The sequence below is a fragment of the Candidatus Parakkermansia intestinigallinarum genome, from assembly GCF_944389695.1.
Classification (GTDB): domain Bacteria; phylum Verrucomicrobiota; class Verrucomicrobiia; order Verrucomicrobiales; family Akkermansiaceae; genus Akkermansia; species Akkermansia intestinigallinarum.
The window spans coordinates 22,666-37,267 of record NZ_CALXNG010000013.1; the positions used below are offsets into that span (position 1 = coordinate 22,666).

General features: G+C 62.2%; 16 protein-coding genes. 11 read left to right on the forward strand and 5 right to left on the reverse strand.

Going from position 1 to position 14,602, the window contains the following annotated elements:
• Window positions 1–18: 18 nt before the first annotated feature.
• From AC6UAL_RS05185 to AC6UAL_RS05230, 10 genes are all read left to right on the forward strand, one after another.
• Window positions 19–729 carry a hypothetical protein gene (locus tag AC6UAL_RS05185; protein WP_500682305.1) on the forward strand — a complete coding sequence of 237 codons (711 nt, stop codon included), beginning with the start codon at window positions 19–21 and terminating at the stop codon, window positions 727–729.
• 22 nt (window positions 730–751) lie between these two features.
• Window positions 752–1,090: a 50S ribosomal protein L22 gene (rplV, locus tag AC6UAL_RS05190; RefSeq protein WP_500682306.1), complete on the forward strand. Its 339-nt coding sequence runs from the start codon at window positions 752–754 to the stop codon at window positions 1,088–1,090.
• A 21-nt stretch (window positions 1,091–1,111) separates the two neighbouring features.
• Complete coding sequence (gene rpsC, locus AC6UAL_RS05195) at window positions 1,112–1,843, forward strand: 30S ribosomal protein S3 (protein WP_500682307.1); 732 nt, start codon at window positions 1,112–1,114, stop codon at window positions 1,841–1,843.
• Window positions 1,844–1,880: 37 nt separating this feature from the next.
• Window positions 1,881–2,315, forward strand: coding sequence for a 50S ribosomal protein L16 (gene rplP / locus AC6UAL_RS05200; protein ID WP_500682308.1), 435 nt, complete (start codon window positions 1,881–1,883; stop codon window positions 2,313–2,315).
• A gap of 27 nt (window positions 2,316–2,342) precedes the next feature.
• Window positions 2,343–2,552, forward strand: a complete 210-nt coding sequence (gene rpmC / locus AC6UAL_RS05205; protein ID WP_500682309.1) for a 50S ribosomal protein L29 — start codon at window positions 2,343–2,345, stop codon at window positions 2,550–2,552.
• A gap of 23 nt (window positions 2,553–2,575) precedes the next feature.
• Window positions 2,576–2,848, forward strand: coding sequence for a 30S ribosomal protein S17 (rpsQ, locus tag AC6UAL_RS05210; RefSeq protein ID WP_500682310.1), 273 nt, complete (start codon window positions 2,576–2,578; stop codon window positions 2,846–2,848).
• Window positions 2,849–2,870: 22 nt separating this feature from the next.
• Window positions 2,871–3,236 (forward strand): 50S ribosomal protein L14, encoded by a 366-nt coding sequence (gene rplN, locus AC6UAL_RS05215; protein WP_500682311.1) that lies wholly within the window; start codon window positions 2,871–2,873, stop codon window positions 3,234–3,236.
• Window positions 3,237–3,580: 344 nt separating this feature from the next.
• Window positions 3,581–5,236: an esterase/lipase family protein gene (locus tag AC6UAL_RS05220; RefSeq protein ID WP_500682312.1), complete on the forward strand. Its 1,656-nt coding sequence runs from the start codon at window positions 3,581–3,583 to the stop codon at window positions 5,234–5,236.
• Window positions 5,237–5,314: 78 nt separating this feature from the next.
• Window positions 5,315–7,195: an ABC transporter ATP-binding protein gene (locus AC6UAL_RS05225; protein ID WP_500682313.1), complete on the forward strand. Its 1,881-nt coding sequence runs from the start codon at window positions 5,315–5,317 to the stop codon at window positions 7,193–7,195.
• Complete coding sequence (locus AC6UAL_RS05230; protein WP_500682314.1) at window positions 7,189–8,979, forward strand: ABC transporter ATP-binding protein; 1,791 nt, start codon at window positions 7,189–7,191, stop codon at window positions 8,977–8,979. Before AC6UAL_RS05225 ends, AC6UAL_RS05230 begins: the two co-directional genes overlap by 7 nt.
• Window positions 8,980–9,280: 301 nt before the next feature.
• Here the strand turns inward: AC6UAL_RS05230 and folE2 are convergent, their stop codons facing one another.
• The 4 genes from folE2 to AC6UAL_RS05250 all read right to left on the reverse strand — a co-directional run bounded on the left by folE2 (window position 9,281) and on the right by AC6UAL_RS05250 (window position 11,480).
• Entirely contained in the window at window positions 9,281–10,069 is a 789-nt protein-coding gene (folE2, locus tag AC6UAL_RS05235) for a GTP cyclohydrolase FolE2 (protein WP_500682315.1), read from the reverse strand.
• Window positions 10,070–10,176: 107 nt separating this feature from the next.
• Window positions 10,177–10,422, reverse strand: coding sequence for a 30S ribosomal protein S18 (gene rpsR, locus AC6UAL_RS05240; RefSeq protein WP_500682316.1), 246 nt, complete (start codon window positions 10,420–10,422; stop codon window positions 10,177–10,179).
• Between the two features lie 21 nt (window positions 10,423–10,443).
• The gene (gene rpmG, locus AC6UAL_RS05245; RefSeq protein WP_500682317.1) at window positions 10,444–10,617 is read right to left on the reverse strand and encodes a 50S ribosomal protein L33; all 174 of its coding nucleotides are present in this window, start codon (window positions 10,615–10,617) and stop codon (window positions 10,444–10,446) included.
• A gap of 38 nt (window positions 10,618–10,655) precedes the next feature.
• Window positions 10,656–11,480: a TraR/DksA family transcriptional regulator gene (locus AC6UAL_RS05250; RefSeq protein WP_500682318.1), complete on the reverse strand. Its 825-nt coding sequence runs from the start codon at window positions 11,478–11,480 to the stop codon at window positions 10,656–10,658.
• Between the two features lie 212 nt (window positions 11,481–11,692).
• Here AC6UAL_RS05250 and AC6UAL_RS05255 point away from each other — a divergent pair, with 212 nt between their 5' ends.
• The gene (locus AC6UAL_RS05255) at window positions 11,693–13,426 is read left to right on the forward strand and encodes a 4-alpha-glucanotransferase (protein WP_500682319.1); all 1,734 of its coding nucleotides are present in this window, start codon (window positions 11,693–11,695) and stop codon (window positions 13,424–13,426) included.
• Between the two features lie 125 nt (window positions 13,427–13,551).
• Here AC6UAL_RS05255 and AC6UAL_RS05260 read toward each other — a convergent pair whose 3' ends face one another.
• Complete coding sequence (locus AC6UAL_RS05260) at window positions 13,552–14,562, reverse strand: hypothetical protein (RefSeq protein WP_500682320.1); 1,011 nt, start codon at window positions 14,560–14,562, stop codon at window positions 13,552–13,554.
• Between the last annotated feature and the right edge of the window lie 40 nt (window positions 14,563–14,602).

The following is a 14,602-nucleotide window of genomic DNA, read 5'->3' on the forward strand; positions in this document are numbered from 1 at the left end:
CCATCTGAAACGCACATCATGCTCGCGCTTCACCGCTGCAACAGCCTGCTTGCCGTCGCTCTTGCCGGAGCGATGGCAGTCGGCGGGGCAGTGGCTGAAGCCGAGGATGCCAAAGACGCCAAAATCGCCTCGCTGGAGCGCCAGCTCGCCACCATGCGTGAGAGCTACGCGATGGCCCGAGCAGATGCCGATGCGGCACGAAGCCAGCTGCGCGAGATCCGGGAACGCCTGGAAGCGCTCGGCGGCTCGGCTCTCGGAGAGAGCGAAGAGCGACTCATCGAAACCGTCGCCCAACTTCGCCGCTCCCAGCAGCAACTGCAGGAAATGCGGCAGTGCATGCTGCGCCTCACGGCAGCCGTCGGCACCTACCTTCAGTCCGCCCTCGTGGAGGACGCCGAAGCGAGGGTTGCTCTCGAAGCCGCGATGCTCGATGCCGACGTCGCACTCGGGTTCCGCCAGCCGCAGCAGGATGAGTTCACCGGCACGCTCGATGCAGCCACCGTGCTGAGCATCGATTCCGAATCCGGACTCATCGTCATCAACGCCGGACGCGAAGCCGGCGTGAAGGTGGGCATGCCCATGCTCATCACCCGCGGCAGCGAAACCGTGGCCGAAGCGATCGTCACCGACGTGCGAAAGAAGGTGTCGGGCCTGCTGGTGCGCAAGCACCTCAACCCCACCCTCAAAGTCAGCACCGGCGATCAGGCTTCTCTGACATCCAATGACTAATTCTTCAACAAATACCATAACCATGGAAGTGAAAGCAGTATACAAGAACGCTCGCATCTCTGCGAAGAAGATGCGCGATGTAGCCGCCGCCGTTCAGGGTATGTCTGTCACGCAGGCGACCGACGTGCTGAGCTACTCCCCGAAGAAGGGCGCTTATCTCCTCAATAAGACGCTCAAGGCCGCCGTGGCCAACGCCGAGAACAACAACGGTCTTGCCGCCGATGAGCTCGTGCTCAAGAGCGTCATGGTCGACGAAGGTCCGACCTTCCGCCGCACGATGGCTCGTGCCCGCGGTTCCGCCAACATGATCCGCAAGCGCACCTCGCACATCACCGTCATCCTTGCCGACTCCCAGGCATAACCTACACATCTACATAACACTATGGGACAGAAAGTTAATCCTATCGGTTTCCGTCTTGCCGTCACCAAAGACTGGCGCTCCAAGTGGTATGCCACGGGCAAGGACTATGCCACGAAGCTCCACGAGGACCTCAAGATCCGCAAGTTCATCAAGGACTTCACCGCGAAGCTCAACAGCGACCTCAAGGGCGCTACCCCCGCCATTTCGCGCATCACCATCGAGCGCGCTTGGAACAGCGTTCGCGTGACCATCGCTACCGCTCGCCCCGGCCTTGTCATCGGCCCGAAGGGCAAGAACATCGAAGAGATGACGGCAGCTCTCGCCAAGCTTTGCGGCGGTGCTCAGGTCAAGCTCGACATCATGGAAATCCGCCAGCCCGAGCTCGATGCTCAGCTTGTTGCTGAGAACATCGCCACGCAGCTCGAGCGCCGCGTCTCCTTCCGCCGCGCCATGAAGCGTGCCGTTCAGGTCGCCATGGACTTCGGCGCCGAGGGTATCCGCGTGCGCTGCGCCGGCCGCCTCGGCGGTGCCGACATCGCCCGCGCCGAGCAGTACCGCGAAGGCAAGGTGCCGCTGCAGACCCTGCGCGCCCCCATCGACTACGGCTTCGCCGAGGCTCGCACGCTCTACGGCGTCATCGGCGTCAAGTGCTGGATCAACAAGCGCCCGGAACTCGCCGGCTCCGCTCCCTCAGGCCGCAACAACCGGCCGCAGCGCCAGCGCCGCGATCGCGGTGAGCGTCGCGATGCCTGAATCATGAACCTTAAACGAGAAACAGGAGAATAAGACTATGCCTTTAATGCCTAAACGAGTCAAGGGTAACCTCCGCAAGATGCACCGCGGCAACCGCGGCGGCAATGCAACGAGCGGTGACTACGTTGCCTTCGGTGAATTCGGTCTGCAGGTGCTCACCCGCGGCTGGGTCACCAACAACCAGATCGAAGCCTGCCGTATTGCGATCAACCGTTACCTGCGTCGTCGCGGTCGCGTGTTCATCCGCATCTTCCCGCAGAAGTCCTTCACCAAGCGTCCGCCGGACACCCGTATGGGTAAGGGCAAGGGTGCCGTTGAGGGTTGGGTGGCCGTCTGCCGCCCCGGCAACATCATGTTTGAGGTCGGCGGCGTGACCGAGTCCGCTGCCCGTGAGGCCCTTCGCCTCGCCTCCAACAAGCTGGGCATCCGCACGCGCTTCGTCTACCGCCAGGGCTTTCAGCCCCAGGGTTAATCCTTAACATCACACCAATTTATCACTATGCCTGTCAAGAAAGCCAAAGACTTCCGCGGCATGAACGCCAAGGAACTCGCCGCCCACATCCGCGGGCTGCGCGAGGAGTACTTCCAGCTTCGTCTCCAGCACGCCACCGGCCAGCTTGAGAACAACCAGCGTATCCGCATCGTCCGCAAGGAACTCGCCTGCGCCCTGACCGTTCAGGGTGAAGGCTCCGCCGCTGACGCCGAGTAAACACGAAACCCCAGAGGACCAATATGAGCGAAGAAACTACTACGACCAAGCCCCAGGGCCTTCGTAAGACCCGCGTCGGCGTTGTTGTCTCGACGAAGATGAGCAAGACCATCGTCGTTGAGTACGTGGCACGCGTTCCGCACCCCGTCTTCAAGAAGATCGTCAAGAAGAGCAAGAAGTTCTATGCTCACGACGAGAACGAGATCGCCAAGGTCGGCGACAAGGTGCGCATCCGCGAAACCCGCCCCCTCTCTGCGCTGAAGCGCTGGGAGCTGGTGGAAATCATCAACAACTAAGCAGAGAAAGGACACTACTGAAATGCTTCAGATGGAATCCCTCGTTCAGGTCGCCGACAACACCGGCGCCCGCACCGCCAAGATGATCGGCGTGATCGGCAAGGCTACCGCCCACGCCCACATCGGCGACATCATCACCATCCACGTCCGCGAATCCATCCCCACGGCTACCGTGAAGAAGGGCTCGGTCGTGAAGGCTGTTGTCGTGCGCACGGCTGCTCCCATCCGTCGCGATGACGGTTCGGTGCTCCGCTTCGACTCCAACGCCGTCGTGGTGATCGACAAGGACAACAACCCGCGCGGTACCCGTATCTTCGGGCCGGTGGCTCGCGAACTTCGTGAAAAAGGCTTCATGAAGATCGTCTCCCTCGCCCCCGAGGTGCTGTAAGCGGGAAGAGTATTTGTTGAAGTTACTCACTTCCTGATCGGCAGAACCGGCGGTCTTCGGACTGCCGGTTCTTCTGTCGGGTGATCCGATGGCGGCTTGGGGCGGCTGTGAGCTTCTGGGGGCTTCTGAGGGTTGCTGCGGGTTGCTGCGGGTTGCTGCGGGTTGCTGCGGGGTGCTGCGGGGTGCTGCGGGGTGCCTGTGAGCCGCTGCGGGCTGCTGCGAGCTACTGAGCTGCCGGGGGGCAGGGGCGCTGCGTGCCGCCTGCCTGCCTGCATTTTCAATGAAAGAGCCGCCAAGGGGCACTATCGGCTTGACTCGTCCATGCCCTATGTTATTATCGCGGCATGAGGACATGCCCGCGCACGCGCTCCGCCGCGTCAACCCTTTTTTGCCTGCTCTTTGCCCTGTTGATCGCAGCGGGCTGCTCGGCTCCGCTCGTCCCGGCGGCTCGCGAACCCGCCGTCGAACGCAGCGAGCTCTCCGACACACAGCTGCTGGATCGATTGCATGACCAATGGCGGCGCCTCGGGAATCGCAGACTCAGCGAGCAAGAGCGCCGGGCCTTGGTCGATGCCTACAACGCCGACTTGCTGCTGCTGCTGCGTCGCCTGCGCCACGACGTCATCGACGACGGCCGGTACGAGACCCCCTTCCTGCAGCTCATCGACTTCCGCGACGAGACCGTCAGCCTGAAGCTCATCGAGGTTTACGATGACTTGGTGCCCGCTGTCGACATCCCGATCAGCGAATTGGAAGAGCGCTACGTCGGCGGCGGCCTCGGAGTTCCCGTCGTGGGCATCATTCCGGCCGAGAAGCTTCGCAGCCTGCAGGGGCGCCGCCCCGTACGCTCCAAAGGCACCGTCAACGCCCTGACGGCCGTGCTGGAGTTCCCGCAGGGGAAGGGCAAGCCCGTGATGCGCCTCTGCGCGCCGAGCCGCTCCGACGTGATTGAGGTCGGTCGCGTTCGCTACAGCTTGGCGCACGATTTCTCCGCCGCGCTCGAGCTCTATTGGAACCTGACGAACCTCAAGGAAGGGCGTCTGCTCGGCCTGCTGCGCCCGCAGGAATTGCGCGACGTCACCGGGCTGTCCTGCATCGAGAGCTACGACCCGGGGAAGATACCCGTCATCCTGACGCACGGGCTCATGTCGAGCGCCGAGACCTTCTCTCAGCTCGTCAACCGCCTCGTGGCCGACCCCGACATTTACCGCCATTACCAGTTCTGGTATTACAACTACCCCACCGGCGTCGCGTGGACGGTGACGGCGGCTCAGCTGCGCGCCGATTTGAAGCGCACCCGCAAGGAGCTCGACCCGCACCACCGCAACCGCAACTGGGATCGCCTCGTCCTCGTCGGGCACTCTATGGGCGGCCTCATCACGCACTACAATCAGTGCGAAGAGCCGTGGATGCTGCTGCGAAACGTCGATGTGCTCAAAACGGACATCCGTCCCTTCCTCGACCGCCGCTACGTCCACCAACCCTTTGAGAATGCCGAGTACGAAAAACTGCGTTCGCTCTTTTACTTCGAGCCCATCAAAGCCGGACTCGTCATCTACATGGCCACGCCCCATCGCGGCGCACCCATGGCGGACTACGGCGTGGTGACCTTCTTCCGCAAGCTGGTGCAGCTGCCCGAGAACATGGTGACCGAGCTGCTGGCCATCGCGACCCTGCAACAGGACTCCCTCCTGACGAATCCCGAAAAAATTAAAACTTGGTTCACGAGCGTCGGGCAGCTCTCGCCCGACAGCTGGTCTATCCACGCGCTTTCCGGCATGAAGATGCGCCCGTCGCGCACCTATTCCGTCATCGGCTGGTGCCGAGGCCGCGAGCTGGCGCGCAGCAGTGACGGCGTCGTCCCCTACTGGTCGAGCCATTTGCCGAAGGGCGAGGAGTTCGTCGTTTGCTCCGGGCACTCGGTGCAGGACAAGAAGCAGACGGCCGCCTTGCTCAGGACCTTGCTGCGCGATTACCTCAAGTCGCTGGGCATTCACTGAGCTTTTTCGCAGCCGGAGGGTTTCGGCTCTCGAAGATGTTTGACTTTGCCGCCTGACTGTGCTAGTATGCCCTGACTGATGAACAGGCAGAGCCGGAAATCCAAGTGGGAGGTGTTTGCCCCCGTGCTGCGCCGCTACCTGCGCCCGGTGCTCGGTACGGTGATTCTGGCGCTTGTTGCGGGTATCATCGGCGCGAGTGCCGGCTTTTTGTTGCCTCTGCTGTTGCAGGATGCCTTCCCCATCGTCTTCGGGCAGAAGCCCGCTCCCGACTGGCTGTTGGAGCTGTCGGCTTCGTGCTTCCCGTGGCTTGATACGGCGGAGTTTTTGCTGTGGGCGGCGGCTTTGTCGATTCCGCTGGCGATGGTGCTGCGCGGCGTCGGCACGTATTTCAATACCTATCTGCTGACGCTGGCCGGGGTTCGAGTCCTCAACCGCATGCGCGTCGAGCTCTTTTCTCATTTGCAGTGGATTTCCTTTTCCTACCTCGATCAGAATCGCCGCGGCGACCTGATGACGAAGGTGATGCAGTACACGCAGCAGGTGCAGGGCAACATGAGTATCGTGCTCAATGATCTGGTCATTCAGCCCCTGACGCTCATCGCCGCCAGTGCTTACCTGATTTATTCGGCCGTGACGAGTCATGAGAGCGCCATGCTGCTGGGCAACCTCATCATTGCCGCCCTGTTCGTGCCCCTCGTGCGCTTTGTCGGCAAGCGCGTGGTCAAGCAGATGAAGAAGATGCTCATCAGCTTCAGCGTGATCACGCAGACCGTGGAGGAGACCCTGTCCTCGCAGCGCGAAATCCGCATCTTCAACCTCGAGGAGCGTCAGGAATCGCGCCTCCGAAGTCTCATCCGGCTCCTCAATGACCAGTTGATGCGCGTGGCGGCCTGGCAGCAGGGGCTTTCTCCGGCCATCGAGGTGGTCAGCTCGCTGGCTCTCGCCTTTGCCCTTTACCAAGGCAGCTCCGAGAACCTGACGCTCGAGCAGTTTTCCGCCATCGCCGTGGCTTTCTATTTCTGTTATGATCCGCTCAAGAAGCTGGGTGCGGTCTTGAACCGTTGCGATATGCTGGCCGTTGCGGTCGATGCCGTCATGGAGGTTCTCAACGCGCGGGATACCACCCCCGAGCCCGAGAATCCCGTCGCTCTCCCGCCCGACGCGCCCGGCGCCGTGGTCTTCGATGATGTGAGCTTCTCGTACGATGGTGAGACGCCCGTGCTCCGCCACATTTCCGTCAGCGTTCCGGCGGGGCAGATTGTGGCGCTGGTCGGCCCCAGCGGCTCGGGCAAGACGACCTTCATCAACCTCATTTGCCGCTTCTATGACGTGCAGGAGGGCAGCGTGAAGCTCGACGGCGTTGACGTGCGCCGCCTGCGGCGCGAGGATCGCACGCGGCATATCGGGCTCGTCTCGCAGTTTTCGGCGCTGTTCCGCGCGTCCATCCGCGAGAATATACGCGTCGGGCGCCCGTCTGCCGGAGATGACGAGGTCGAGCAGGCGGCGCGCGAGGCTTGCGTGGATGAGATTGCCGCCTCCAAGCCGGGCGGCTACGACTTCGTGTTGGCCGAGGGCGGTGCCGGGCTGTCCGGCGGGCAGAAGCAGCGCGTCTCCATTGCGCGCGCTTTCCTCAAGAATGCTCCCGTGCTCATTCTCGATGAGGCGACGTCGGCTCTCGATATGCGGAGTGAGGCGGCCATCCAGAGCTCTCTCGACAAGCTGGCGGCCGGCCATACGACCTTTGTGATTGCTCATCGATTCAGCACCATTCGCATGGCGCAGCGCATTCTCGTCTTTGACCAAGGGCGCATCGTGGCCGACGGCAGCCACGACGAGCTCTATGCGAGTTGCGCGCTCTATCGCCACCTCTGCGACGAGCAGATGCGGCGCGAGTCTCAGCCCGAGACGCAGACAGAGACGCAGCCCGAGGCGCACGGAGAGGAGGTGCCCGCATGCTGAGGCGCATCGCGAGCTTTGCGCGCCGCTTCGTGCTGCCGAACTGGCGCCTGATGCTGCTGATGATCGTCACGGGGCTTTGCGCGGCGGCGGCAAGCGGTTTGGGCGTACCGCTGTTACTGCGCTACGTGTTCCCCGTCGTGTTTCCGTCGGCGGACGGCGAGATGCCGTTGCTGCTGCAGCAGGTGCCGATGTTGCAGAGCTGTGATCGCGCGACGCTTTTGCTGCTGGCCTGCGGCAGTATTCCCGCTGTCTTCGTGCTGCGCGGCTTCTTCTTATGGCTCAATGCCGTGACGGTGACGCGCACGGGGCTCCGCATTCTGGAGATGCTGCGCATGGAGGCTTTCCGCCACGTGCAGCGCCTCCCGTTGGGCTTTTTGGAGAAGCATCGCAAGGGCGATTTGCTCAGCCGTCTCGTGACGGATACGCAGAGCGTGCAGACGGTGCTGACGAACGTGGCGAATGATCTGGTCAAGCAGCCGATTACGACCCTGTGTGCACTGGCGGCCTTTGTGGTGCTGTTGGTGCAGACGGGGCACGCTTTCCTGTTTTTGATTAATTTGGTGTTCATTTCGCTGGCGGTCGTGCCCGTGATGGTTTTCGGCAAGCGCATCATGATCAAGGCGAAGAGGGCTCAGGCCAACATGGGTGAGCTCAATGCGCTGCTGCAGCAGAATCTCGAGACGCAGCGCGAGGTGCGCGCCTACGGCCTCGAGCAGCAGCAGACGGATGATTTCAGCCGCGCGTCGGAGGCTTACTGCCGCAATGTCCTCAAGCTGGTGAAGTATCAGAAGGCGCTGGTGCCGGTGATGGAGACGGTGACGTCGCTGGCGCTCGCGGTGTTGCTGGTGCAGGGGCGCCGCTGCGGGATGGATTTGACGATGTTTATGGCGATGGCGGCCGCGCTCTTCTTCCTCTTTGATTCGTTGAAGCGCGCCGGTCAGGCCTTCAACAATCTCAATGAGGCGCAGGGCGCGATGATGCGCATCAGCGAGATTTTGGACGAGCCTCTGACGATGCTCGACCCGCAGGAGCCCAAGCATTTCAAGCAGCCGCTGCGCGGCGAGATTCGCTTCCGCGGGGTGAGCTTCGCCTACGATGAGGCGTGCGAGCCTGCTCTGCGCGATGTGGATTTGGTGATTCCGGCCGGTCAGGTTGTCGGCCTTGTGGGGCCGAGCGGCGCGGGTAAGACGACTTTTGCCAGCCTGATTCCGCGCTTTTACGAGGTGACTGAGGGGGCGATTGAGCTCGACGGTATCGATTTGCGCGAGGTGAGCAAACACGAGCTGCGCGAGCAGATTGCGTTCGTCGGGCAACAGGCTTTGCTCTTTGCGGGGACGATACGCGAGAATATTCAGCTCGGTTCGCCGAGTGCCGATGAGCGGGCGTTGATGCAGGCGGCGGATGCCGCTGCCGTGACGCCCTTCCTCGCGGCCCAGCCGCAGGGGATGGATACGGTGCTCAGCGACGGGGGCAGCGGGCTCTCGGGCGGGCAGCGCCAGCGCGTGGCGATTGCTCGGGCTTTTATCAAGGAGGCTCCCGTGCTTATTCTGGATGAGGCGACGGCTTCGCTCGATGCGGAGAGTGAGAGCGAGGTGCAGCGGGCTCTCGAGGAGCTGTCCCAGGGGCGCACGACGCTGATTGTGGCGCACCGCTTCAGTACGATTCGCCACGCGCAGCGCATCCTCGTTTTTGATGCGGGCCGCATTATTGCCGACGGTTCGCACGATGAGCTCTACGCCGGCTGCCCGCTCTACCGCGAGCTTTACGACCGGCAGGGAATGTGAGGTGGCGTGCGCGGCTGAAGACAGCCCTGAACGCATCTGAACGGGCTTGAGCGCACCTGTGCCGCGTGCGGGGGCGCGCGGCGTTGCGATGCCGCGGTGTTGCTGCGCCGTTGTTGCGCCGTTGTTGCGCCGTTGCCCGGCGAACGGGCCTGCTCGGGTATGCGGAGGCGAGCCTGAAGACGGCTCATGCGGCAGACCCGCCTCAGCGGGGAAGGGGGGAGTGGGGAAGGATAGCCCCGCAGGGCACAGAACGGCGGCTCTGAGGCCGAAGAAGCCCGCGCGTGCCGGGTGCGGAGCTGCCTCAGCGGAGCGTGCGCTCGACGCAGGCGTAGGCGTTGTGGTTGTGGATGGACTCGAAGTTTTCGGCTTCGACGCGATACCACTTGAAGGCGTTGTAGTGCTCGGTGGCGACGGCCACGTTGCGCACGAGATCTTCGACGAAGGCCGGGTGCTCGTAGGCGTGGTCGGTCACGAACTTTTCATCGGGCCGCTTGAGCAGGCTGTAGAGTTGGCAGCTGGCGCAGCCTTCGATGAGGTCGATGAGGTCTTCAATCCAAACGGCGCGTCCGGCGAATTGCACGGAGTAGGTGACGATGCCGCGCTGGTTGTGCGCGCCGCGCTCGCTCATGGCTTTGGAGCAGGGGCAGAGCGTTGTGACCGGCACCTTGATGGTGAGCGTAAAGGTGTTGCCTTTGTCCTTTTCGGCGTCGATGACGAAGCGTACGTCGTAGTCCATCATCCCCTCGCGGCCCGTCACCGGGGCCTTCTTGAGGCGGAAGAAGGGGAAATCAATCTCGACGTGTGCCCGCTGAGCCGAGAGCTTGTGCAGCAGGCGATCGGGCAGGCGAATGGCAGAGCGCACGTCCAGATAGCGGCGATGCTCGTGCAGCGCCTCGATGAAGCGGCTCATGTGCGTGCCTTTGTAGCGCTCGGGCAGATCGACCATCAGAGCGATCGTGGCCACCGTCGACTGGGTGCGATGCTCTTTATCACTCACGATGATGGGGTAGCGTATGCCCTTGACGCCGACGCGGTCAATGGAGATCTGCCTGCTGTCGTATTCGTTCTGTGTGTCTCTGAGGTCTTGCATGTCGAGCGTATGAAAAAAACGGAAGGGAGCTTGCAGGCTCAGGGCCTGTCAAGCTCCCTTTAATCAACGACAATTCGCCGTCGAGAATTCCTCGCGGTCGGAGGACATCAGGGGAGCAGGTTCACGGCGCGGGCGCGGCGAATCTCGCGCGTGATCTTGCGGTGCATCTTGGCGGAGACACCGGTCACGCGGCGGGGAAGAATCTTGCCCGTCTCAGACGTGAACTTGGTCAAAAACTCGGGGTTGCACATGTCGACGGCGCCGGCGGGAATGTCGATACGGCGACGGGGAATGGACTTGTTGCAGGTGCGGAAGCGAATGCGACGCTCGACGCTCTTGAATTCGGTGATCATGGTCTTTGTTGCTTGAAAGGGTTAGCGCATCTCGCGATGAAGAGTGCGACGCTTCAGGAAGGGATTGTACTTGACCTTCTCGAGACGGCCCGGGGTGCGGGGGCTCTTCTTGTTGCGGGTGGTCACGTAGCGCGACGGGGTCTTACCCTCGGCCTTGGCCTCAGTGCATTCCAGAATGATGATATCTCTAGGCATAATTGCTGATAAGTTGACTTGCGGGCGCACATTTTACACTATTCTTCGCTATCGTCAAGCGAAATTGCATCATCTTCGACATTTTGTAACCCGGCGAAGCCGACGCTGCCCTGATTTTTGGCTCGATAATTGGCGTAGGAGCCGTACTTTTTCTCGTACTCCTCCTGGCATTTCACGGTGAGGCGGCAGAAGGGGCGGGCTCTCAGGCGGCCCTTGGGAATGGGCTCGAGCGAGATTTCGCAGATGCCGTAGGTGCCGCGGCGGATGCGCTCGAGGGCGGCGTCGATTTCAAAGAGCTGCTCGCGGTCCTTGTCGAGCAGGCTGATGGTCAGGGCGCGCACTTCGGCATCGCTGCCGGCATCGCCGATGTGCTGGCCGGAGGAGGAGGAGAGGTTGGAGGCGCCGCTGCGCAGGTGTTCGCGCGTGACGTTGTGCACGTTGGGTGCTAGGTCGTCGCGCAGCTTGTAGAGAGCTTCTCGCTGCTCTTCGAGAAAGGCCGGCCATTCGGGATCGGCCTTGAGAAGCTCGATGGTGGCTTTGAGTTTGCGGCTGCGTTCGCGCTCTTCCGGCGTCAGGGTGTCCTTGATCGGCGCTTCCTCGCGCACCGCGGGTTTGCTGTCCGGCTTGCTCTTGGACGCTGCCGGCTTTTTGCGGGAGGTCGCGGCAGAGGCGGAGGCGGGTTTCTCGACTCTTGCGGGTTTGGCGGCAGGGGCAGGAGTCGCCTCGTCCGCCGATTCGGCTGATTTCTTGCGGCAACCGCTGCGAGAGGGCTTGGCCGCAGCCTTGGCAGCGGGTTTGGCTGCAGGCTTGGCGGCGGGTTTGGAAGCTTTCTTATCGGATGACTTTTCAGGTTTGGTGGCCATGGGGGTATGCGTTGGATCCGGATGTTGCGACGGGGCTTTTTGGTTCTGCTCCCCGCGTTTCGTTGCTACTATCACAACTGCGCCTCTAAAGCAAGAAAAAAAGGAAATAAGTGTGCAAAATAACTTTGCGGGCATGTGATGCGGCGGCGGCGCTTTCTGATTTTGTGTTCTTTACCGTTGATTCGGCACTTGCGTTGTGCTAAGCTCCCACCATGGCATCTGAAAGATTGACGGGCGTGCTTCTGCCCCTTTTTTCGCTGCGTCGCGAGGGCGACGGCGGCATCGGCGATCTGGCGGCTCTCGAGGAATGGATCAATTGGGCGGCCGATCACGAGGTGGGGTTTTTGCAGCTTCTGCCCGTCAATGCGTTGCTGGAGGGCGATGCGCCCTCGCCGTATTCGGCGATCAGTTCGGTGGCGCTTGAGCCTCTCTATCTGGCGCTGGAGAGGGTGCCCGGCATGCCGCTGCCGCTGCCGCCCTATCAGGATGATTTGCCGCCGCGCCAGCTGCCCGGCGGGCGCAACCTGACGGATTATGCCCGCGTGCGAACCTACAAGCGGGAGCTGCTGCATCAGGCTTGGCACAACTTCTGCGAGTCGGATCAGTTCGCCGATCAGCGGGAGGAGTTTGATCGCTGGGTGGCGGCCGAGGGCCGCTGGCTCGAGGATTTCGCGGTGTTCAAGGTGTGCTGCATCGCTTTCCGCACCTCGGAGTGGTGGAACTGGCCGATGCAGAATACGGATGTGATTCGCCGCTCCGTGATGATGGGCGGCAGTACGCTTGAACAGATGCGCTACCAGCAGTGGTTGCAGTGGCTCTGCGCCGGGCAGTGGCGCCGGGCTCGCGAGCTGGCTGATGCGCGCGGGGTGCTGCTGATGGGGGATGTGCCGATCGGCGTTTCGGTCGCCAGCTCCGATGTGTTTTTCGAACGCCACCTCTTTGATATGAACTGGAGCGGCGGTGCCCCCGCCGAGGGCAATTTCGCCGAGGATCCCTTTACGGCAAAGTGGGGGCAGAACTGGGGCATACCGCTCTATCGCTGGGATGTGATGGCTTCGGACGGTTTCGCTTGGTGGCGCCGCCGCATCGGCAAGCTCGCCGAGATTTTCAGCATGTATCGCATTGACCACGTGCTGGGCTTTTACCGCATCTATGCCTTCCCGTGGATGCCCAATCGCAACGACGAATTTTTGAATCTGACGCCCGATGAGGCGGCCGCCCGCTGCGGCGGCCGCCGCCCGGGTTTCCGCCCGCGCCCGGACTGGACTTGGCAGGATCGCCGCGCCAACCTCATGCAGGGCGATTATTTGCTCAGCCAGCTGCTCAAGGCGGCACCGGGCGTGCGCGTCATCGGCGAAGACCTCGGCTGCGTGCCGGACTATGTGCGCCCCGATCTCTCGAGGCTGCGTATCGCGGGCTTCATGATTCCGCACTGGGAGGTGTCGGCGGATCGCATTACGCCGGGCGCCGCATACAACCCCTGCTCGTTTGCGACCTACGCGACTCACGACTTCCCGCCGCTCTGCCATGATTGGAACGAGTGGTACGGCCATGTCGCTGCGGCGGAGGAGGCTCGGCGGGATATTCATCTGCCGTCGGACCGGCTGCGCGAGAAGCTTCGCGTAGGGCGAGAGTGTTCGCGCGTGCTGGGCTGGCTGGCGGATTATGCCGGGCGGGATAAGGCTGACTTTATGCGCGGCTGGAACTCCGAGATCAAGGATGAGCTCTACCGCGCGCTCTTTGCCTGCCGCTCGTCCTACGCGGCGCTGATGTGGACGGAGCTCTTCGATTGCCCCGTGCGCCTCAACACCCCCGGCACCGAGGGCGGCACCAACTGGCGCCCGCGCATGCCGTTTACGGCCGCCGAGGCGGCTGCTATGCCGCAGTCCGCATGGATTCGCCACCTGTCCCGCAGCTGCGGTCGCGGCAAGGCGGTGAAGGACTGAGGGCCTGCTGCCGAGGCCTCGTTTGCGCTCGGCAGCCCGTGCCCGGCAGCTTGTGGCGTGATGCGGCGGGGAGTCCGCGCCGCGTCGGTCGGTCTGCCGACCTTCCGATTGCAAGGGCCGCGCCGTCAGCGGGCGGAGTCGGTCGGCTTTGCGTTGAAGCGGGATAATTTGACGGGATGCAGGTAGAGGTATTCGCGCGGGAACTCTTCCGGCAGGCGGGCAATGTCTCCGTCGCAGGCTCGGAGCAGTTCGTCAATTGTCGTGCTGATGAGTCGGTAGTGTTTGGGGTTAAAGGGATACCATACGTTGCCCGTCTTGTAGGGATGCTTGTCGGCGTGGCAGACCTCCGTATCGGGCATCAGCATCATGGCGGTCGGAATGGCCATTTCGACGAACATGCCCCATGTGGCAAAGGTTTCGAGATAGCGGCAGAACAGGTCGAGCTTCTCCTTCGGTATCAGAACCAAATCGGAGTATCCGAACACGCAGGGATAGGCGAAGGTGGTCGGCTTGATCCGGTAGCGCAGCATTTTGAGAAAGTGGTAGACGCGCGCCTTGAAGATTTTGTAGTTTTTGTACGCATGGCCGCCTCCGAGCAGAGGGCGGAGGAAGAGGGGGTAGAAGGGCTTGTATTTGCGGAGGCGCCGGGAATCGATGAGCCCTTTGGAGCGGAGGATGTCGAAGGCTTCATCGTAGCTCGGCACCCAGCGGTTCGCACTTTGATCGAGGCCGGGCGGTGTGCATGAGAAGTTGTCGGCCTCGTCGAGGGGGCGCGAGTATTCGCCCTTGCAGATGTTTTCTACCCGGTCGATGTAAAAGGCGCCGGGGCTGATGTTCAGCTGACGGTGGATGTTGAACTCATGGAGTTCGGGGTTGAGAAGGAGGTCGTCGCCGATGATGAGGATGTCATCGCAGGGCATCTGCTCAAGCTCGCGCCGCGCTTGAGCAATGTAGCTGTGAAAGATGAAGGAGTTGCCGAAGACGCTGATGACGTCGTCCCGATCGCCGCGGTAGAAAGGCATCAGCTGCCTGATGGCGGAAAAATGGGGGCGGTAGAGCTTGAAGAGGAGCTCGATGTTCTTTTCGTAGTTGTGGTTATACAGAATGACGAGTCCGGTTTTTCTGGTCTGGGTCATGTAGCGTGGGCGAGTGTGGCGGCGACGTATTCGCCGCGGA